Here is a 17,612-nt window from a genome sequence, read left to right as displayed (position 1 = left end):
CGGCCGACGGGCAGGGGGCGGCCCGGGGACGTCCGGTGCGTCGAGGCGAGCCGCCCGCCCGGTCAGAGCAGACCGGCCCGGTAGACGACGAGGGCGATCTGGACCCGGTTGTTCAGTTCCAGCTTGGTCGGGACGCGGGAGACATGTGCCTTGACCGTCGGGATGCTCAGGTAGAGGTCAGCGGCGATCTGTGCGTTGGTCTTGCCCACGGCCACGGCGAGGGCGACTTCGCGCTCACGGGCGGCCAGTCGGTCCAGCAGCGCCCGCGCGGCGTGCCCGTCCCGGGCGGGCTCTCGCCGTACCGGCCTCTCTTCGGACGGCGGCCCCGCGACGCCGGCGATGAGCTGACGCAGGGCGTTCGGGGAGAACACCGGCTTTCCGGCGGCGGCTCTGCGGACGGCGGTGACGATGTCCTGCGGGCGGGTGTGCTTCGACAGGAATCCGCTGGCGCCCGCCTGCAGGGCACGCAGGACGTACCCGTCCGTGGTGAACGTGGTGAACATGACGATCTCGGGAGGGTATGGGCGGGCGCGCAGGGCCCGGGTCGCGTCCAGTCCGTCCACGGTCGGCATGCGGATGTCCATCAGGACCAGGTCGGGGCGGAGACGGTCGACGAAGGCGGGGAGCTCGTCGCCGTCCGACGCCTCGCCGACCACCGTTATGTCGCCGGCGGCCCCCATCGTCATGCGCAGCCCGGCGCGGACAAGGGGGTCGTCGTCGGCCAGCAGCAGGCGGATCATGCCGACCACAGCAGGACCTCATGCCGGCCGCGACGGGGCCTCATGCCGACCACGGGCGCCAGGCCGTCACCTGGTAGCGCCCGGACGCTCGCTCGTGCCTGAACGTGCCACCCGCCGGACCGGCGCGTTCGGACATGCCGATCAGCCCTTGGCGCGCCCCGGCGGCCTCGCCGGTGGGCGGGTCGTTTCGTCGCCCCGCACGGCTGGCCGCCGGTGCGCTGGGCGCGGCCCTGCTTCTGCTCGGCCTCGTGCCCCGGGCCGAACGCCTTCTCGCCCACGGAGCCTCGCCCTGCCCTCCCCCGCCTTGACCGACCTGGCCCTGGCCGCGGCGGGCGCCGTCGCGCTGCTCCTGGCGCTGCGGAGCCGGAGCGTCCCGGCCACCGGCCGGCCGGACCCGCAGGAGCGGTGACCCCGGGTCCCGTCCCGCAAGCCGTTTCTGCTGGACGGGATCCCGTCCAGCACGGGACACTTCGCTTGCGGCACGGGTGTCCCCACGAGGGCACCCCTGGCAGGGCGGCGGATCAGCCCACCTCGGTCATGAACCGGGTCAGTGTGTCGGCGAAGTCCCGCGGTGCCTCCACGTGCGGGGCGTGCCCGGCACCGGGCAGGATCTGCACCGCGCCACGCCAGAGCGTCGGCATGGTGAGACCTAGCAGATAGTCCAGGCTGACCAGTTGTTCGCCCTCGCCGTGCAGTACTGCCAGGGGCCGCGTCAGCTGCGCCACGACGGCGGCCTCGTCGGCAAAGTTCCCCGACCCGATGCACGCCAGGAGGCCGGCGCGGGCCCTGCCGTCGGTGGCGAGCACGTCGGCGACGAAGGCGTCGGTGGGCAGGGTGGAGCCGGGCGCGAGGAAGGCGGCGGCGAAGCCCCGGGCCGCCTCGGCGTCCACCTCCGCGGTGAAACCCACGCTCATCGCGGGGTGCGGGAGAAACGCCCTGCCCACGTCGGTGACGCTTCCGACGGGCGGAGTGCCGACGAGGACGAACCCGGTGGCGCCGGGCAGCCGCTCCGCCGCCTCCAACGCGATGTGCCCTCCCAGGCTCCATCCGACGATGACGGCGTCCTCGGCGTCCGTCTCACCGACGAAGGACGCGAGGAGAGAGGCGTAGCCCGGCAGCGAGTAGTCCTCGGGGTGCCGGGCGGGCGCTGATCCGCCGTGCCCCGGCAGGTCGAGTGCCACGCACCGGAACCGCTGCCCGAAGGGGCTTTCCAGCAAGGAGTCCCAGACTCGGGCCGACGAGGAGTTGCCGTGCAGCAGGACGACGGTCCGTCCGGTGCCCTCCGACGTCCTGTAGGTGATGTCCTGACCCTCGATGTCGATCCGTCGTTCGATCACAGCGCTTCCCTCCCTGTATGACGATGCGTCCGGACTCCGCCCGGCGGCCGTGCGTGGGGGTCCCGTGGACCCGCCCGGCCCTCGCGAACGCGTGGCGCGGCGCGTCCGGTCAGGCCGGGATCGGCCTCCACGCACGGGCGGGCCGGACGGGACGGCGTCAACCGCGCCGCTGGTCTCACTGCGAGGCGGCGAGGGTGAGGGCGGCCGCCACCGCGACGACGAGGAAGAGCACCGGCGCCATGGCACCCCCACGAGCCGCGCTGTCCCGGTAGTCGCCCCACTTGACGTGGTAGCTGATCGCCCCCAGGAACAGGACGGCCATGCCGACGGCCGCGGCGATGCCCAGGGGCTGCCACCAGATGCCCACGACGAGTCCCACCGCCGCGGCCGCCTCTGCGAGGCCGATGAAGCGGACCAGCCCTGTGCCGAGCCCCTTCGCTACGAGGCCGTTCGGCACATCACCCTTCAGCTGCACCTTTGGCGCGCCGGCGGCGAGGGAGAAGAGGGCGAGGAGGACGCTGAGAACAACAGCGGCAATGTACATGACAGTCCTTGACGTTGAGATGGGATGAGGAGCGTTGGGTCGAGAGGGATGAGGGTGCTCGCGCGCCCTGCCCCACCCGCGTGCGCGAGGCGGGAGCGTCCTGAGGGAGGGAACCCGCGCGCCCACGCCCGGATCGGCACACGGTGGCCTCAGTCGGGCAGGGCGGGCGCCCGCACCCCTCAGGTGCCGATCTTGTGCAGCGCCGCCGCCAGCCTGGCGAGGTCCAGGCCCGCGAGGTGGTCGAGGAAGTGGCGTCGGACGGATGCCAGGTTGGTCGGCCAGGCCTTCTCCAGCCGGGCGAACCCCGCCTCGGTGAGGCTCGCGTGCCAGCCGCGGGCGTCCTGTGCCGACCTGACCCGCCGCACGAGCCCCCGCCTCTCCAGGCGGTCCACCAGGCGCGTCATACCGCTGACCGACATCTCCACCGCGGCGGCGAGGTCGCCCATGCGCATCTGCCGGTCCGGGGCCTCCGAGAGGTTCATCAGCGCCAGATACTCGACGAGAGGGAGCCGCTGCTCCCGGACCATGTCGGCGTCGACGGCGCGCGGCATGGCGTAGATGACACGGCCGAGCGCCCGCACGACGGCCTCCTCGTCCGCAGTGAGAGGACGCGGTTCCCGCTCAGCGGGCTTCGAACGCCGTGCGTCGTCGGAGGAGGACATGTCCCCACAGTACGGGTCCGAAGGGCTGAGACAGCCAGGCCGGGGCGGCGGGAGCGGCCCGGCCCGCCCGGCCGGGTGCTGCCTGATTTCGGTCATACCCAACCCCTTCGCGAAGGCGCAGCCCGGCGACGGTCCGGGATATATTTGCTACGACAAGCAATCTAGCACTGAAGATTGTAACGTCAAGTAAAGGGTGCGACGTCCCGCCGCCGGGGAAGCCGAGTCCACCCCTGATCGGTCGGCGTATCTTTCATCGAGCGAAACACGAGGATGTGACCGTGGCACCGAAGCCCGCAGCAACCACCGACAGCGTTCGACCGCTGTCCGCGGAGGAAGAGGCCGTCGTCCGGTCCCTTCCCTGTCTCATCTACGCCCTGCCGCGCGCGATCGACGCCGACATGATCCGTGAGCAGCGGATGTCCAACACGGAGTACCTGACGCTGATGCACCTGTCCGAGGCGCCCGGCCGGCAGATGCGCATGGGCGCCCTCGCGAACGCCTGCGAGATGTCGCTCAGCGGCATGACCCGGGTCGTGCACCGCCTGGAGGAACAGGGTCACATCCAGCGCGTGCGGTGCGACCAGGACGGCCGCAGCTGGCACGCCTACCTCACCGACAGCGGGCTGACGCGCCTGGAGGAGGCGTGGCCGAGCGCGCTCGCCGCCATACGCCGGCACTTCCTCGACCACCTGGAGGGCTTCGACCTCGCCAAGCTCGCCGCCGCCCTGCAAAACGTCGCCGTCTGATCTCCGGGAGTCCCTGCCACCACAGAGGCGTACGTCTTCCTCACGGGACCGCGCCGGGTGCGTCCCGTGTGGCGCACGGCACAGGTCCCGGTCGGGCGATCGACGAGATACCTAGTATATTTGCTTCGCGCAGCAAGTTACTGGGTGCCGCGCATCCGGTCTCGTCAGCGGCGTTGGCTCACACCTGACGAGTGCAGCGGCCCGCCGGACACCCGATCGTTCTCCACTGCCCAGCAGTGCACACACGTAGGAAGCATTGAGATGGCTCCTAGCATCACCGACGTCCCGTCAGAGCACGTCCGGATCACGCGCGTCTTCACCTTCGGGGGCACCGGCCGGCACCGGGGGACACACGCCGACGAGGACCGGTGCGCTCCCGTCGGCGACTACGTGGGGCACGGCCGTCACCGCCGGCCGGCCGGCGCACCCCCGATGCCGCCCGCCGCACTCCTCGCAAGCGGCGACGACCAGACGGCAGGCCGGCCCGACCGGAACCGAGACCGGCCGGCGTGAGCGCCGTCCGGCCGGTGGCAGCCGCCGACGCCGCGGCCGTCACCGCGGCGTCCGCACCCCGCGGGCAGCCGCGTACCGCTGTCGCGGCCCGCACGGCGCATCGTGCGCCGGCCGAGAGCAGCCGTCGGCTCAGCCGGGGAGCTCCCAGTCCATCACGGCGGCCGACACATCCGTCGGCACGACAGGCAGGACACACATATGCACTTCGGTATCTTCGGCGTGGGTGACGTGGCGCGCGACCCGCTGTCCGGGCGGACGCCCACGGAACACGAGCGGATCAAGGCACTCGTGGAGTACGCGAAGCTCGCGGAGGACGTCGGGCTGGACGTCTTCGCGATCGGCGAGCACCACAACCCTCCTTTCGTCCCGTCCTCCCCCACCACACTGCTCGGGCACATCGCGGCACGGACGGAACGGATCCTGCTGTCGACGTCCACCACGCTGATCACCACCAACGACCCGGTGAAGATCGCCGAGGACTACGCGATGCTGCAACACCTCGCGGACGGCCGGGTCGACCTGATGCTCGGCCGTGGCAACACCGGCCCGGTCTATCCCTGGTTCGGCCAGGACATCCGCGACGGCATCGAACTGGCGGTGGAGAACTACGCCCTGCTGCACCGGCTGTGGCGCGAGGACGTGGTGGACTGGACCGGACGGTTCCGAACCCCGTTGCAGGGATTCACCTCCACCCCGCGCCCGCTCGGCGGTGTTCCGCCCTTCGTCTGGCACGCGTCCATCCGCAGCCCGGAGATCGCCGAACAGGCCGCGTACTACGGTGACGGCTTCTTCCACAACAACCTCTTCTGGCCCAAGGAACACGTCCGCAGGCTGGTCGACCTCTACCGGAGCCGTTTCGAGCACTACGGACACGGCCCCGCCGACCACGCCGTCGTCGGCCTCGCCGCGCATCTGTTCGTGCGCCGGAACTCGCAGGACGCCGTGAGGGAGTTCCGCCCCTACTTCGACGGCTCCGCCGCGTACGGAAACGGTCCGTCACTGGAGGACACCATGGCCCGGACGGCGATGGTCGTCGGGAGCCCGCAGGAGGTGATCGAGCGCGTTCTCGCCTACCGCGAGAACGCGGGCGGCGACTACCAGCGGCAGTTGTTCAACGTGGACGGCATCGGCGTCCCGCACAAGACCGTGCTGGAGCAGATCGAAGCGCTGGGCGAGATCGTGCCCGTCCTGCGCAAGGAGTTCGCCAGGAGCCGGCCCGCCCATGTTCCGGACGCCCCCACGCACCCCTCCGCGGGCGCGGCGGCCGCAGTCGCACGCGGTGAGGGCGGACGATGAAGCGCACACTCGCCGTGGTCTCGGCCGGCCTGCGGCTGCCTTCCACGACCCGGATGCTCGCGGACCGGCTCGCCGACGGTGTCCGCGAGGAGCTGGAGGGGCGCGGCGCACAGGTCGGCGTCGACGTCGTCGAGGTACGCGACCACGCACACGACCTGGTCGACCATCTGATGGCGGGCTATCCGTCACCCGGGCTGAGCCGCGCGTTCGACGCCGTGACGGCCGCGGACGGCCTGATCGTGGTGACGCCGACCTTCACCGCCTCGTACAGCGGGTTGTTCAAGATGTTCTTCGACTGCCTCGACGACACCGCTCTGGTGGACAAGCCGGTGCTGACAGCCGCCACCGGAGGCACCGGGCGGCACTCACTGGTCCTCGAACACGCGGTGCGCCCCATGTTCGCGTACCTGCGCGCCGCGGTCGTGCCCACGGCGGTGTTCGCCGCGACGGATGACTGGGGTCACGGCAGCGGCGACGCGCAGGGCCCGCTGGTGCGGCGTATCGGGCGAGCCGCTCGGGAACTCGCCGACGCGGTGGCCCGGCGCGAGGCGCCGCCCGTCGAGGATCCCCACATGGGTCTCATACCGTTCGCGCGCCTGCTGGAGCGCGGGGAGTGAGGTGAGCCTGCCGGAGGGCGGTGGCTGCCGGTTCCCCCGCCCTGCCGGTACGGCGGTGCCGGCCGGTTCCATGCCGGGCCGTTCCGGTCCTCGCGGGCACGGTGCCCCGGAGCGCCGAGCGCGTCCAGGGCACCGTGCGGGACGCTGTTCCGCGACGGGGGACACGGGACAGCGTGCCAGCTGAGAACGAACGGCAGGCCCCGTTGTGGCGGCGCACGGTCCACCTCTCCGCTGTGGCCGAGACTCTACGAGCCATTACTTGACCCGTCAATCGTAGGGGGCGAAGGGCGACGTCCACGGCGATGCCGGACGTGCGTGTGGCGCCGCGGACTCGGAATCCGTGCCGTGTCCATCAGTCCCGGGCCCGTCAGCACACGCTCTTCATGCGCTTCGCCCGCCCCGAGGAGATCGTTGAACTCGCGGCCTTTCTCGCCTCCGACCGCGCGGGTACATCACCGGCACGGACTACCTGGTCGACGGCGGCGCCGCGGCGTGGTGACGCGCCGCCGTGCCCCGGCCGGGCTCGAGCGACCGGCACACCCAGTGGGGCGGCACGTCGGACACACGGCACACTCGACTCGACACGTATGGGAGAGGCGGCACCTGCCCCGCGACGGAGGCCGCGTTGAGGACGACGCCTCCGCCGCGTCGGATGAGGTGTGGCCGGCGTCGAGCCCGCCGTAGGCGGTCACGGCGTCTTCGACAACCTGCCGGGCCTGTGCGGGGTCCCGCAGGTCGACCGGCGCGACGTCCGTCACCTCACCACCGGCGCGACGTACGAGTCCGCCTGTCTCGCAGCTACGGTCCTCCCGTATGTCGCAGCCGACCACCCTGGCACCCTCCCGTGCGAAGGTCAGCGCCGCGACACGCCCCAGTCCTCCCCCGTCGCGATCCTCGCGGGCACGGTGCCCCGGAGCGCCGAGCGCGTCCAGGGCACCGTGCGGGACGCACGTCGGTAGCCGGTCAGCCACGACGTCGTGCGCTCGATGACCCAGCGGCGGCGGCCCAGCCGCTCGCTGGACTCGATGCCCTTGCGTGCGATGCGGACGCCGATGTGCTTGCCCCATAACCATCGGCGCAGGTGAGGGATGTCGTACGCCTTGTCGGCGTGAAGACGCCCGGGCTTGGAATCGTTCGCATGGGATTCGTGTCCCATGCGGAAATGGGACAGCATCGGCTTCAGGGCGAGGCTGTCGTGGGTGTTGGCTGCGGAGAGTCCGACGCGTAGAGGCAGTCCGTTCGCATCCGACGGGACGTGCGTCTTGGAACCGGGCTTACCCCGGTCCACGGGGCCCGGACCTGCAAGTTCGCCCCCTCTTCAGCGCGGACATGGGCCGAGTCGAGGACAGCGCGCGATAGATCGATCAGGGCCTGGCCGTCCAGGAGCTGGAGCAGCTTCTGGTGCAGCCGCCCCCACACGCCGGCCCGGGACCAGATGAGGAACCGGCGGTGCACAGTCGACTTCGAGGCCCCGAAGCACGGCGGCAGGGCCCGCCAGGCGCAGCCGCTGACCAGCACGTAGACGATCGCGGCGAAGACCGCCGCGTCATCGATGTTCGCGACCCCGCCGCCCTGCGGACGCACCCGTGCCGGCGGCAACAGCGGCCTCGCGATCTCCCACAGGCCATCCGGAACAATCCATCCCCACCGCCCACTCCCCATGTCCGGCACAACTGCCAACCGACCATGTAGGACACGGTCTTAGGGCATCTCCGCGGCGTTGTCCAACACCGAAGTGCCGCACGTCTGATTCCCCTGTCGTACTCAATCGCCTCTGATCAGGGCGGATGACGACGACGGCGACCCGCTTTCGCCCGGGCGAGCCGTGCCGCGGCGTCGGCGCCTCCTGGATCGTGTTGACCTCCACGCCTGGCCAACCCAGAATCCAACCAGGTGAGTTGAGGGACCGGCGTCGCCACGGCCCGGGCGCGTAAGCCGTCCGCTCACCCACAGGAACAGAACACAGCCGTGCGCGCCCCACGCATACGGTCGGACGTCGCGGACGGCTCCCGGAGTACCGAGGCGGTCCGGAGCCGTCCTCACCGTCGAAGTAGGGCCCCAAGGAATCCGCGGAAGCAGACCGCAGCCCCGGGCCATGTCCCCACCGCGCGTGACACGCCGTCGACGCGCCTACGCTCGGCCGCAAGGAGTACCCAGCCATGTCGCTACACCGTCTGACCGACATCACACTCGGCGTCCCCAACGTCGCTGAGACGCTCGAGTACTACACCACCTACGGCCTCATCCCGCAGGAGCCGGACACCCCCGGCGAGCACTGGTTCGGCACCGTCGACGGAGGCCCGCGCCAGCTCCGCGTCGTGGAGGCGCCGGTCCGCAGGCTCGTCTCGCTGGGTATCGGTGCCGACGACCGGGACGACCTCGGTCGTATCTCCGCCTCCCTGTCACGTTTCGGCGTGCACAGTGACGTGGCCGGCGACCGGCTCACGACCACCGAGCCGGTCACCGGCCTGAGCGTGACGGTGTCGGTCGCGTCGCAGATCCCGGCGAAGCCGGCTCCCAAGGCGCACCCCGCCAACCATCGGGCCCCCTCGGTGTTCGCCTCCGATCCCGTGCGCCCGCGCAAGCTCGGCCACGTGTACCTCGGATCGACCGACGCGGCGACCACACAGGGATTCTTCACGGACGGCATCGGCTTCAAGATCAGTGACGAGGTGCGCGACGCCGCCACGTTCATGCGCTGCTCGACGGACCACCACAACCTGGTCGTGGGTGCCTCGCCGGTGAACTACCTGCACCACAGCTCCTGGGAGGTCGCCGACGTCGACGAGATCGGCCGTGCGGCCAAGGCGGTCCTGGAGGGCCACCCCGAGCGGCACACCTGGGGGTTCGGACGACTGGCGATCGGCTCCAACTACTTCTACTACCTGCGCGACCCCGCCGGTAACCAGTGCGAGTACTACTGCGGGATGGACGAGATCACCGAGGACCAGCTGTGGAAGCCCGGCGTGCACGAGGGCGGCGCCGTCTGGGGCCCGCCCATGCCCGCCTCGCTCATCAGCCCCGACGACCTCGCCGAACTGATGGCCGGCGCGCACTGACGGCATCGCGCCCTCCCGTGCGCGGCGCGACGTCCGCCACGGGCGCCGCCCGATCCGCGCGTGCCGGCGGCACCGCACCTGCGCCTGGCCGCACGACCGCCCGGCGCAGGTCTGCCCGGTCCGCCGGCCTCGCTCACCGTTCCGCCGGCCGAGCACCTCGGCACCCCCCAAGGAGACCAAGTCCCATGACCAACGACCCCCTGCCCCGGCCGGTCGACCTCTACCCCGGCCTGCCGCTCACCGTCACGAGGGCCGGTTCGGGCCCGCCGGTACTCGTCCTCCACGGCGGCCACGGCCCTGCCAACACCGTGGCGATCCAGAACCATTTCGAGAAGACGTCCACCGTGATGGTGCCGACGCATCCGGGGTGGAACGGAACGCCCCGGCCGGCCTGGTTCTCCGGAGTGGACGACCTCGCCCACGGCTACCTCGACCTCCTGGAGGACGAGCGCCTGCACGACGTCCTGGTCGTCGCCACGTCGTTCGGCGGCTGGATCGCGTCGGAGATGGCGGTGCGCGACCGCGGCCACCGCATCGGCCGCATGGTGCTGATCGACCCCATAGGGCCGGAAATCGACGGTTTCACCATGCGGCTGGACTGGGAACAGCCGGGAGGCCGCCCCATGCCCGCCAATATGCACCTCGTGTACGCCTACGCGGGGCGGTCGCTGAGCGATCCGAAACTGCTGCGGCGGCTCGGGCGGGTACGGACGCCCACCCTCGTGCTGTGGGGGGAGGACGACCCGGTCCATCCGCCGGAGTACGGACGTGCCTACGCCGGGGCCTTCGCCGACTCACGGTTCGAGAGCGTTCCCGGTGCGCAGCACATGCCGGTGGTGGAGGCACCCGAGGCCACCTTCGCCGCCGTCGACTCCTTTCTGACGGCATGAACCACCCGGACACGGAAGCCCGCACACGGTACCGGCCGTCGCCGTGCGACGGCCGCGCCGGGGGAGGAAACGTCCCCCGCCCCTGGCCCCCCCCCCAGGTCTGCCGCCCGGCCCGGGAAACGGGGCACAACGGCACAGGCCATGGGGCCCGTGGTCCGCGACAAGAACTCGGCGGAGTTCTTCGACGGAACGCGCCGGAGTGTGTTCCTCCTCCGTCGCAGCCGCACGGGTGAGTACCTCGATCCGGCCACGGTGCCGGCCCTCTGCGAGGAGGCCGGTCTCACTTCCGTCACCGCCCCGGGCACCGGACGGATCGTCACATGGGCGATCCGGCACGGTCGGGGCGATGGCCGGGCGTCGGAGCGCACCGTCGTCGGCATCGTGGAACTGGGCGAAGGACCGTGGTGGTGGAGCCGGATCGTCGGAGTCGATCCCGACGAGAACCTGTCGGACCTCCGCGTCGAGGTCGACTTCGCCCCCTCCGGCCCCGACCCCCGTCATGAGGCAGTGCCGGTCTTCCGGCCAGCGGCAACCGGTTAGCGAAGGAGGGGCGATGAGCGGCACGGAGCCCGCAGCACTGACCGGACGGCGCGGGCACGTCCTGGTGATCACACTGAACCGGCCGCACGTGATGAACGCGGTCAACGCCGACGTCAGCGCCATCGTCGGCGAGGCACTGGCGCACGCCGAGGACGACCCCGGCGTACGAGTCGTCGTCCTGACCGGGGTCGGCACCCGCGCCTTCTGCGCGGGCGCCGACCTGAAGGCGGTGTCCCGCAACGAGTCGGTGGCGGACGCCCGGGCACCCCCGAGTGGGGCTTCGCCGGCTATGTCCGGCACCCCGTTTCCCAACCGACGATCGCGGCGGTCAACGGCTACGCCCTGGCCGGCGGGATGGAGCTGGTGCCGGCCAGCGACCTCGCGCTGGCGGCCGGGTCCGCGACGTCCGGCCTGCCGGAGGGGTCGCCCGAGGGCTGCTCGCCGCGGCCGCCGGACTCTTCCGGCTCCCCGACCAGATACCACGGAAGGCGGCCATGGAGTTGCTCGTCACGGGAGAGCCCATCGACGCGCGGCGCGCCCTGAGCCTCGGGCCGGCCAACCGGGTCGTCCGGGACGGCACCGTCCTGGACGCGGCTCTGCTTCTCGCCGAGACGATCTCACGCAACGCGCCTCTCGCCGTCCAGCCCAGCAAGCGCGTCGCCACCGGTCAGAGCCGGCGCACGGGGCCCGCCGAGGCCGATGCCTGGCTGCTTATCGGCCAGGAGACCGCCCTGGCCAAGGCCAGCGAGGGCTTCAGCGAAGACACCAGAGCCTTGGTGGAGAAGCGGCGGCCCTCCTGGCGGGCCAGGTGAGCGCCACTCCCCCGTCGACGCCGGGCCGAACGAAGCGGACCGTGACGGCCGGACGCGGTCTGCGCGTCGAACGGGACGGCTCGGTGCTGCGCATGACGTTCTCCCGCCCCGCGACACTCAACGCGCTCACCGCCGAGTTGCTGAACTCGGCGACGGCAGCGGTGGAGGCGGCCGGCGAGCACTCCGGCCTCCGGCGATCGTCCTCACCGGTGCCGGACGGGCCTTCAGCTCCGGAGCCGACCTGCGCGGGAGTCCGGACCGTCACGCGCGACCGGATCGGGCACTCTCGACGCCGTGAACCGCTTGGTACGAGCGGTGCGGCTGGTGCCCATGCCCGTGCCGGCGGCCGTCAACGGGCTGGCTGCCGACGGTGGTTGCTCGATCGCGCTCGCGGCCGACATCGTCCTGGCCCGCGAGTCGGCCTACTTCAGGCTCTCCTTCACCAGCATCGGGCTGATGCCCGACGGGGCGCCAGTGTCCTCGTCCCCGACGCCGTCGGACGTGCCCGGGCGGCGCGCATGGCGATGCTCGGCCAACGGATACCCGCACCGCTCGCCGCGGACTGGGGACTGATCGCTCGCGCGGTCCCCGACGAGACGTTCGGCTCCGAGGTGGAACGGCTGACCACCCGGCTGGCGCAGGGCCCCACGATGGCTTACGCCCAGACGAAACGTACCCTCAACGCCGCGACGCTGGACCGTCCGGAGCAGGCGTTCGCGATCGAGGCGGCAGGGCAGACGCTGCTGAAGGGCACGGCCGAATTCACGGGGTGCGTCTCGGCTTTCCGGCACAAGCGGAAGCCCCGGTTTCTCGGCGAATAGCACCCGCCACACCTGAAACACGGCATTCCGACGGCTTGCTCACGGACTCAGCAGTTCCGAGGCGGCCGTTCGACCGCGGAAACAATGTCACCCGCGAATATCAGAGCGAGAGGCATTCGGAATTGGACGGGCCGATCCGGCGGGCCTACCGTGGGGATGTCGCCGAAAACCCCCTCTCGCCCGTGAACAACGCGCTTTCCGTTCGGTGGGACCGCCGCGAAAAGCGCCGGGTCACTCGGTATTCCCCGTCCGGCGGTCGCACCCGTCCGGAAAAGCAGTCCTGGTCCCACACACAGTTTTTGTTCCCGAGAGTCACCTACGCAAGGGAGTGCCCAACATGACTCAGACAAGCGACGTCGATGTCCCCGTCCTGATAGTCGGCGGGGGCGGGGCGGGACTGACCTCGTCGATCCTCCTGTCCAGGCTGGGCGTCCGCTCGCTGCTCGTCACCCGTTATCCGGAGACCACGGGGCTGCCACGCGGGCACATCCTCAACCAGCGTTCCATGGAGGTCTTCACCGACATGGGGGTCGCCCCGGAGATCAGGGCGAAGGGTACGCCCCCGGAGAACATGAAGGGTGTGGCCTGGTACTCGGGGCTCGGGGGCGGCGGCCCGGAGGACGGGCACGGCCGCCTCCTCGGCTTCGTGGAGGCGTGGGGCGGGGGGTACACCGACCCCGACTACATCGCGGCGAGCCCTGAGCCCTGCGTCAACCTTTCCCTGCTGCGCACCGAGCCGATCCTCAAGTCGCACGCGGAGAGCTACCCGCAAGCAACGGTCCGGTTCCACCACGAGCTCGTCGGCCTGGAGCAGGACGCCGACGGGGTGACCTCGACCATTCTCGACCGGGACTCCGGTGAGACCTACACCGTCCGCTCCTCCTACCTGCTGGGCGCCGACGCCGGCCGGACCGTGGCCGAGCTGGCCGGCGTCAAGGTGACCATGCACGAACGCTTCCGCAAGCTGGTCAGCCTCTACCTCGCCATGGACCTGTCGCAGCACCTGCCGGGCGACGACTCCGTCCTCACCTGGGTCTTCAATCCCGAGTACCCGGAGCATCTGGACTACGGCGCCGTGCTCGTGCCGCAGGGCCCCGGACGGTGGGACCGCCACTCCGAGGAATGGCTGCTGGCCGTGTCACGCCCCGATCTGGACGGGTCGCAGCCCGAGAAGATGCTGCGCTGGGCGAGCGAGGCACTGGGCATCCCCGACCTGGACCCGGAGATCCTGGGGGTGAGCGAGTGGTACCTGGAACGGTTCCTCATCGAGGACTTCCGGGCCGGCCGGGTGTTCCTGCTGGGTGACGCCGCACACCGTGTCCCCCCGTCAGGCGGTCTCGGTCTCAACAGCGCGGTCCAGGACGCCTACAACCTCTGCTGGAAGCTCGCCGCCGTGCTGGCGGGGCGCGCCGGGGACGGCCTGCTCGACACCTATTCCGCCGAACGCAGACCGGTGAACCTCAACAACATCGAGGCCGCGACCAAGAGTGTCGGCGGCCAGGTCTCGATGGCCTCGGCCCTGGGGTTGTCGACCGGCAAGAGCGCCGAGGAGAACTGGGCGGAGCTGAGCCTGTTCTGGGAGGACGGGGCGCGGGGCGCCGCCGAGCGGCGGCACGCGTTCAACGAGTGGCTCGCTGCTAGCACACTGGAGTACCGCCAGCACAACCTCGACTACGGCTACGTCTACGAATCCGCCGCCGTCGTCGCCGACGGGACGAAAAAGCCGGTTTCCCCGGACGAGATCCGTCTGTACCAGCCGAGTACGAGACCCGGTCACCCGCTGCCCCACGCCTGGGTGGAACGTTCCGGTGAGCGGCTCGCGCTCCGCTCGCTCATCCACGGCGGTCACTTCGCCTTCATCGCCGGCGAAGACGGCCGCCCCTGGATCGAGGCGGCGGAGAAGATCGCCCGGGCACGGCAACTTCCGCTTCGCAGCGCACGGGTGGGTCTCGACGAGGTCGACCTCATCGACATCCGGCTCGCGTGGCAGCGCAACCGCGCGATCTCGGCCCAGGGCGCTCTCCTGGTCCGTCCCGACGGGCACGTCGCCTTCCGCTCGATCGGGGCGGCCGACGACCCGGTGGCCGCCCTGACGGCCGTCTTCGACCAGATCCTCGCCGTGGAGAAGGAGGTCTGATGCGCATCGGAAACCTGTCGGGGCGGCTCTCCGTGTTCACCACGGCGGGCGCCGTCGACGTCGAGAAGGCCAGCGGCGGGCGGTTCGGATCCGACCCCCACCACGTGTACGAGCAGTGGGACGATTTCACCGCGTGGGCCGCCGAGGCGGTCGGAGAGGCCGACGGCGTCCCCTTCGCGGTCGAGGACCTGGCCTCCCCCTCTCCGCGGCCGGCCCAGGTGTTCGGTATCGGCACGAACTACCGGGCGCACGCCGCGGAGGCCAAGCTGACGGCACCCGAGTTCCCCGTCGTCTTCACCAAGTTCCCCACGTCGATCACCGGGCCCCGCAGCGAGGTCGTGCTCAGCGGGCCGAGGGTGGACTGGGAGGCGGAACTCGTCGTCGTGATCGGCAGGCCGGCCCGGAACGTGCCCGCCGGGCAAGCCTGGGACCACGTGGCCGGACTGACGGTCGGTCAGGACATCAGTGACCGAACCGAGCAGATGAAGAATCATATGCCGCAGTGGAGCCTGGGCAAGTCCTTCCCCGGATACGGCCCCATGGGCCCGTGGCTGGTCACCCCGGACGCGTTCGACGACCCGGACGACCTCGAACTGACCTGCACCCTCAACGGGGAAGAGGTGCAGCGGACGGTCACGTCCCGCCTGCTGTTCCCGGTGTCGGTCCTGATAGCGGAGCTGTCGGCGAAGCTGCCGCTGCTCCCCGGTGACGTCCTCTTCACCGGTACACCCGCCGGGATCGGAGCCGCCCGCAAGCCGCCTGTCTTCCTGAAGGCGGGTGACGAACTCGTCACCACGATCGAGGGCATCGGCGAGATCAGGCAGCGCTTCCGCGCCGCCTGACGCGGGCGTTCGGCGACGGGGCACCTCACGGACGCCGTCGCGCCGTGGGCGGGGCCCGGCCCTCCACGAACCCCGGCCGAGCGCGGCCGGGACCCGTCCGAGGGCCCCGAGGGGCCACACCGCCGCCGCGCGGCATCGCCGGCAGCCGCCCACACCCGGCCGGTCCCCGTACGCCCCGGCCGTCACGCGCCAGACGACCGCACCGTCACACGCGTCCTCCCCGGAAAGGCGCCCAGTCGGCGCCCCGATCTCCGGCGACCTGCTGGTCCCGAACCGGCCGGGGACGATGGGCCGTCCCGCACCGCAGTACGAGGTCGCCGTGGTCGACGACCGCGGGGAACCGGCCGCGATCGACGTGATCGGGCACCTCCGTGTCCGCGGCGTTCCCGGGGCACACCCATCACGCTCGCCGATCACCAGGCGTCCCGCTTCGTCGTGGAGCCGTTCCACCTGCTCGACTGCTGCCTGGTGTCCAACGGCGGAGCCGCCGTGATCGTCACGTCGGGCGAGCGTACCGCGGAGCTGGCCCAGCCCCCGGTGTCGGTGCTCGGTTGGGGGCAGGCGCATCCCGGCCACCGCTGGCGCCGCGACGACACCTTCGGACTCGTGAGCGGAGCCGTCCGGTCCGGCCCCGCGGCACTGGGTATGGCGGGCATCGGCGTGGAGGACGTCGACATCGTCGAGCTGTACGACTGCTACTCCTACACCGTCCTGCTGACACTGGAGGACTACGGCTTCTGCGCGAAGGGCGAGGGCGGTGCCTTCGTCTCGACGCCCGGCGTGCTGGGACCGGGGCTCGCTGCCGCTGAACGCCGGAGGCGGCCAGTTCTCCTCGTACCTAAATGTGGGGGATGACCCCGCTCGCCGAGGCGGTCGTCCAGGCCCGCGGCCAGGCAGGAGAACGTCAGGTGGACCGGCACGACGTCGTGCTCGTCTCCGGGAGCGGCGGATTCCTCGACCACCACAGCACCTTGGTGCTCGGCGGCCAGGCCACTTCGTGAAGTGATCCTGGGTGTCCGCCCCGAAAAGGGCCGGCGCCCGGATACGGCGCTACGGCACCAAGGAAGTGTCCGCGAGCCGGGTCTGTACGTCGTCCAGCAGGTTCACCAGTGACAGCAGTGCCGGATTGGTGTCGTCCTCGCGCCAGGCCAGAGCCAACGGCAAGGGCGGGATCTCGGGCACCGGTACCAGCGCGACGCCGGACAGCCGTATGTGACCTGCCGACATCGGGGCGAAGCCGATGCCCGCACCAGCGCCCACCAGCGCCAGGAGGGTGTGCACATCGGACACCCGCTGGACGATGTGCGGGCTGATGCCGTGTCTGAGGAAGGCTCCCTGGATCAGCGTGGGAACCGTGCCGCCCAGGTCGCTCCGGTAGCCGATCACCGGCTCGTCGCGCAGTTCGGCCAGATCCACTCTCGGTCGGTCCGCGAGGGGGTGCTCGGCGGGCAGGACCACGGCCATCGCGTGCCGGGCGATCTCCCGGACCGCGATGCGGGAACCCCGCACCGGCAGACGGAGGAGGCCGGCGTCGATCTCGTCGCGGTTGAGCTGCTCGACCAGTTCGGCCCCGTGTAACGGGCCGGCCACGTCGAGCCTGACGTCGGGACGGTGGGTGCGGTACATCTTGGTCAGCAGCATCAGCACCTCGGGCGACGCGGCGCCGCCGAACCCCAGGCGTACGCCCCCCGTCTTGCCGTCGACCACATCCTGGGCCGCCCGGCGTGCGGCGTGCACGCCCTGCACCGCGCGCCGCGCCCGGTGCAGGAAGGCCTCCCCGGCGGGGGTCAGCGCCACGTGGCGGGTGGTGCGGCGCAGCAGGACGGCTCCGACGTCCCGCTCCAGCCGCTTGATCTGCTGTGACAACGGCGGCTGCGCGATGTGCAGCCGCTCGGCGGCGCGCCGGAAGCTCAATTCCTCCGCTACCGCGATGAACGCCTCGATGTGACGAAGTTCCACAGGCGGCCCTCCCCTCTCACGCGTGTGCCGCACTGCTGCCGCGGGCATCGCGACACGCCCTCCGCAGACCCCGGGGTGCCTTTACGCGCCGGTCGGC

The 17,612-nt window shown here is 71.2% G+C and carries 17 protein-coding genes and 4 pseudogenes; 14 read left to right on the top strand and 7 right to left on the bottom strand.

Going from position 1 to position 17,612, the window contains the following annotated elements; all coding sequences use genetic code 11:
• Positions 1-62: 62 nt before the first annotated feature.
• The 4 genes from ACZ5DC_RS37345 to ACZ5DC_RS37330 all read right to left on the bottom strand — a co-directional run bounded on the left by ACZ5DC_RS37345 (position 63) and on the right by ACZ5DC_RS37330 (position 3,283).
• Complete coding sequence (locus tag ACZ5DC_RS37345; protein WP_468660385.1) at positions 63-740, bottom strand: response regulator; 678 nt, start codon at positions 738-740, stop codon at positions 63-65.
• Between the two features lie 521 nt (positions 741-1,261).
• Positions 1,262-2,077, bottom strand: coding sequence for an alpha/beta fold hydrolase (locus tag ACZ5DC_RS37340; protein ID WP_468660383.1), 816 nt, complete (start codon positions 2,075-2,077; stop codon positions 1,262-1,264).
• A gap of 175 nt (positions 2,078-2,252) precedes the next feature.
• A complete protein-coding gene (locus tag ACZ5DC_RS37335; protein ID WP_468660381.1) occupies positions 2,253-2,621 on the bottom strand; it encodes a DoxX family protein in 369 nt (122 codons plus the stop codon).
• 179 nt (positions 2,622-2,800) lie between these two features.
• The gene (locus ACZ5DC_RS37330) at positions 2,801-3,283 is read right to left on the bottom strand and encodes a MarR family winged helix-turn-helix transcriptional regulator (protein ID WP_468660379.1); all 483 of its coding nucleotides are present in this window, start codon (positions 3,281-3,283) and stop codon (positions 2,801-2,803) included.
• 278 nt (positions 3,284-3,561) lie between these two features.
• On the opposite strand from ACZ5DC_RS37330, the gene ACZ5DC_RS37325 reads away from it, so the two are divergent.
• The 3 genes from ACZ5DC_RS37325 to ACZ5DC_RS37315 all read left to right on the top strand — a co-directional run bounded on the left by ACZ5DC_RS37325 (position 3,562) and on the right by ACZ5DC_RS37315 (position 6,455).
• Positions 3,562-4,029, top strand: a complete 468-nt coding sequence (locus ACZ5DC_RS37325) for a MarR family winged helix-turn-helix transcriptional regulator (RefSeq protein WP_468660377.1) — start codon at positions 3,562-3,564, stop codon at positions 4,027-4,029.
• A 711-nt stretch (positions 4,030-4,740) separates the two neighbouring features.
• Entirely contained in the window at positions 4,741-5,838 is a 1,098-nt protein-coding gene (locus tag ACZ5DC_RS37320; protein ID WP_468660375.1) for a CE1758 family FMN-dependent luciferase-like monooxygenase, read from the top strand.
• Complete coding sequence (locus ACZ5DC_RS37315) at positions 5,835-6,455, top strand: FMN reductase (protein WP_468660373.1); 621 nt, start codon at positions 5,835-5,837, stop codon at positions 6,453-6,455. The genes ACZ5DC_RS37320 and ACZ5DC_RS37315 overlap by 4 nt, the downstream gene beginning before the upstream one ends.
• A 452-nt stretch (positions 6,456-6,907) precedes the next feature.
• Here ACZ5DC_RS37315 and ACZ5DC_RS37310 read toward each other — a convergent pair whose 3' ends face one another.
• Positions 6,908-7,285: a hypothetical protein gene (locus tag ACZ5DC_RS37310; RefSeq protein WP_468660371.1), complete on the bottom strand. Its 378-nt coding sequence runs from the start codon at positions 7,283-7,285 to the stop codon at positions 6,908-6,910.
• A 113-nt stretch (positions 7,286-7,398) separates the two neighbouring features.
• Positions 7,399-8,117, bottom strand: a pseudogene (locus ACZ5DC_RS37305) (IS5 family transposase); the annotation flags it as partial.
• Positions 8,118-8,614: 497 nt separating this feature from the next.
• Between ACZ5DC_RS37305 and ACZ5DC_RS37300 the strand changes: the two are divergent.
• From ACZ5DC_RS37300 to ACZ5DC_RS37250, 11 genes and pseudogenes are all read left to right on the top strand, one after another.
• A complete protein-coding gene (locus ACZ5DC_RS37300) occupies positions 8,615-9,514 on the top strand; it encodes a VOC family protein (RefSeq protein WP_468660369.1) in 900 nt (299 codons plus the stop codon).
• A 185-nt stretch (positions 9,515-9,699) separates the two neighbouring features.
• A pseudogene (locus tag ACZ5DC_RS37295) lies at positions 9,700-10,317 on the top strand (alpha/beta fold hydrolase); the annotation flags it as partial.
• Between the two features lie 228 nt (positions 10,318-10,545).
• A complete protein-coding gene (locus ACZ5DC_RS37290) occupies positions 10,546-10,944 on the top strand; it encodes a Zn-ribbon domain-containing OB-fold protein (RefSeq protein ID WP_468660367.1) in 399 nt (132 codons plus the stop codon).
• Positions 10,904-11,131: pseudogene (locus tag ACZ5DC_RS37285) on the top strand (enoyl-CoA hydratase/isomerase family protein); the annotation flags it as partial. The gene ACZ5DC_RS37290 and the pseudogene ACZ5DC_RS37285, both read left to right, overlap by 41 nt.
• 167 nt (positions 11,132-11,298) lie before the next feature.
• Positions 11,299-11,487 (top strand): hypothetical protein, encoded by a 189-nt coding sequence (locus ACZ5DC_RS37280; protein WP_468660476.1) that lies wholly within the window; start codon positions 11,299-11,301, stop codon positions 11,485-11,487.
• Positions 11,421-11,756, top strand: coding sequence for an enoyl-CoA hydratase-related protein (locus tag ACZ5DC_RS37275; protein WP_468660474.1), 336 nt, complete (start codon positions 11,421-11,423; stop codon positions 11,754-11,756). The genes ACZ5DC_RS37280 and ACZ5DC_RS37275 overlap by 67 nt, the downstream gene beginning before the upstream one ends.
• A gap of 330 nt (positions 11,757-12,086) precedes the next feature.
• Positions 12,087-12,577: pseudogene (locus ACZ5DC_RS37270) on the top strand (enoyl-CoA hydratase-related protein).
• Between the two features lie 337 nt (positions 12,578-12,914).
• Positions 12,915-14,714, top strand: a complete 1,800-nt coding sequence (locus ACZ5DC_RS37265; RefSeq protein ID WP_468660365.1) for an FAD-dependent monooxygenase — start codon at positions 12,915-12,917, stop codon at positions 14,712-14,714.
• On the top strand, positions 14,714-15,556 hold the full coding sequence (locus ACZ5DC_RS37260; protein ID WP_468660363.1) for a fumarylacetoacetate hydrolase family protein: 843 nt from the start codon (positions 14,714-14,716) through the stop codon (positions 15,554-15,556). The genes ACZ5DC_RS37265 and ACZ5DC_RS37260 overlap by 1 nt, the downstream gene beginning before the upstream one ends.
• A gap of 435 nt (positions 15,557-15,991) precedes the next feature.
• Positions 15,992-16,411, top strand: a complete 420-nt coding sequence (locus tag ACZ5DC_RS37255; RefSeq protein ID WP_468660361.1) for a thiolase C-terminal domain-containing protein — start codon at positions 15,992-15,994, stop codon at positions 16,409-16,411.
• Positions 16,408-16,557, top strand: a complete 150-nt coding sequence (locus tag ACZ5DC_RS37250; RefSeq protein ID WP_468660359.1) for a thiolase C-terminal domain-containing protein — start codon at positions 16,408-16,410, stop codon at positions 16,555-16,557. Before ACZ5DC_RS37255 ends, ACZ5DC_RS37250 begins: the two co-directional genes overlap by 4 nt.
• Before the next feature lie 49 nt (positions 16,558-16,606).
• Here the strand turns inward: ACZ5DC_RS37250 and ACZ5DC_RS37245 are convergent, their stop codons facing one another.
• Complete coding sequence (locus ACZ5DC_RS37245; RefSeq protein WP_468660357.1) at positions 16,607-17,515, bottom strand: LysR substrate-binding domain-containing protein; 909 nt, start codon at positions 17,513-17,515, stop codon at positions 16,607-16,609.
• Positions 17,516-17,612 lie beyond the last annotated feature (97 nt).

The sequence above is a fragment of the Streptomyces sp. NPDC031445 genome, assembly GCF_055581365.1.
Note: the sequence above shows the minus strand (reverse complement) of the source record. Positions and strands in the feature narration are given on the sequence as shown.

Bases quoted from the DNA above. Each gene is read 5' to 3' on its own strand.
- ACZ5DC_RS37300 (WP_468660369.1), top strand. From the start codon at position 8,615: ATGTCGCTACACCGTCTGACCGACATCACACTCGGCGTCCCCAACGTC.
- ACZ5DC_RS37280 (WP_468660476.1), top strand. From the start codon at position 11,299: ATGGAGCTGGTGCCGGCCAGCGACCTCGCGCTGGCGGCCGGGTCCGCG.
- ACZ5DC_RS37250 (WP_468660359.1), top strand. From the start codon at position 16,408: ATGACCCCGCTCGCCGAGGCGGTCGTCCAGGCCCGCGGCCAGGCAGGA.
- ACZ5DC_RS37330 (WP_468660379.1), bottom strand. From the start codon at position 3,283: ATGTCCTCCTCCGACGACGCACGGCGTTCGAAGCCCGCTGAGCGGGAA.
- ACZ5DC_RS37335 (WP_468660381.1), bottom strand. From the start codon at position 2,621: ATGTACATTGCCGCTGTTGTTCTCAGCGTCCTCCTCGCCCTCTTCTCC.
- ACZ5DC_RS37320 (WP_468660375.1), top strand. From the start codon at position 4,741: ATGCACTTCGGTATCTTCGGCGTGGGTGACGTGGCGCGCGACCCGCTG.
- ACZ5DC_RS37345 (WP_468660385.1), bottom strand. From the start codon at position 740: ATGATCCGCCTGCTGCTGGCCGACGACGACCCCCTTGTCCGCGCCGGG.
- ACZ5DC_RS37265 (WP_468660365.1), top strand. From the start codon at position 12,915: ATGACTCAGACAAGCGACGTCGATGTCCCCGTCCTGATAGTCGGCGGG.
- ACZ5DC_RS37315 (WP_468660373.1), top strand. From the start codon at position 5,835: ATGAAGCGCACACTCGCCGTGGTCTCGGCCGGCCTGCGGCTGCCTTCC.
- ACZ5DC_RS37290 (WP_468660367.1), top strand. From the start codon at position 10,546: ATGGGGCCCGTGGTCCGCGACAAGAACTCGGCGGAGTTCTTCGACGGA.
- ACZ5DC_RS37260 (WP_468660363.1), top strand. From the start codon at position 14,714: ATGCGCATCGGAAACCTGTCGGGGCGGCTCTCCGTGTTCACCACGGCG.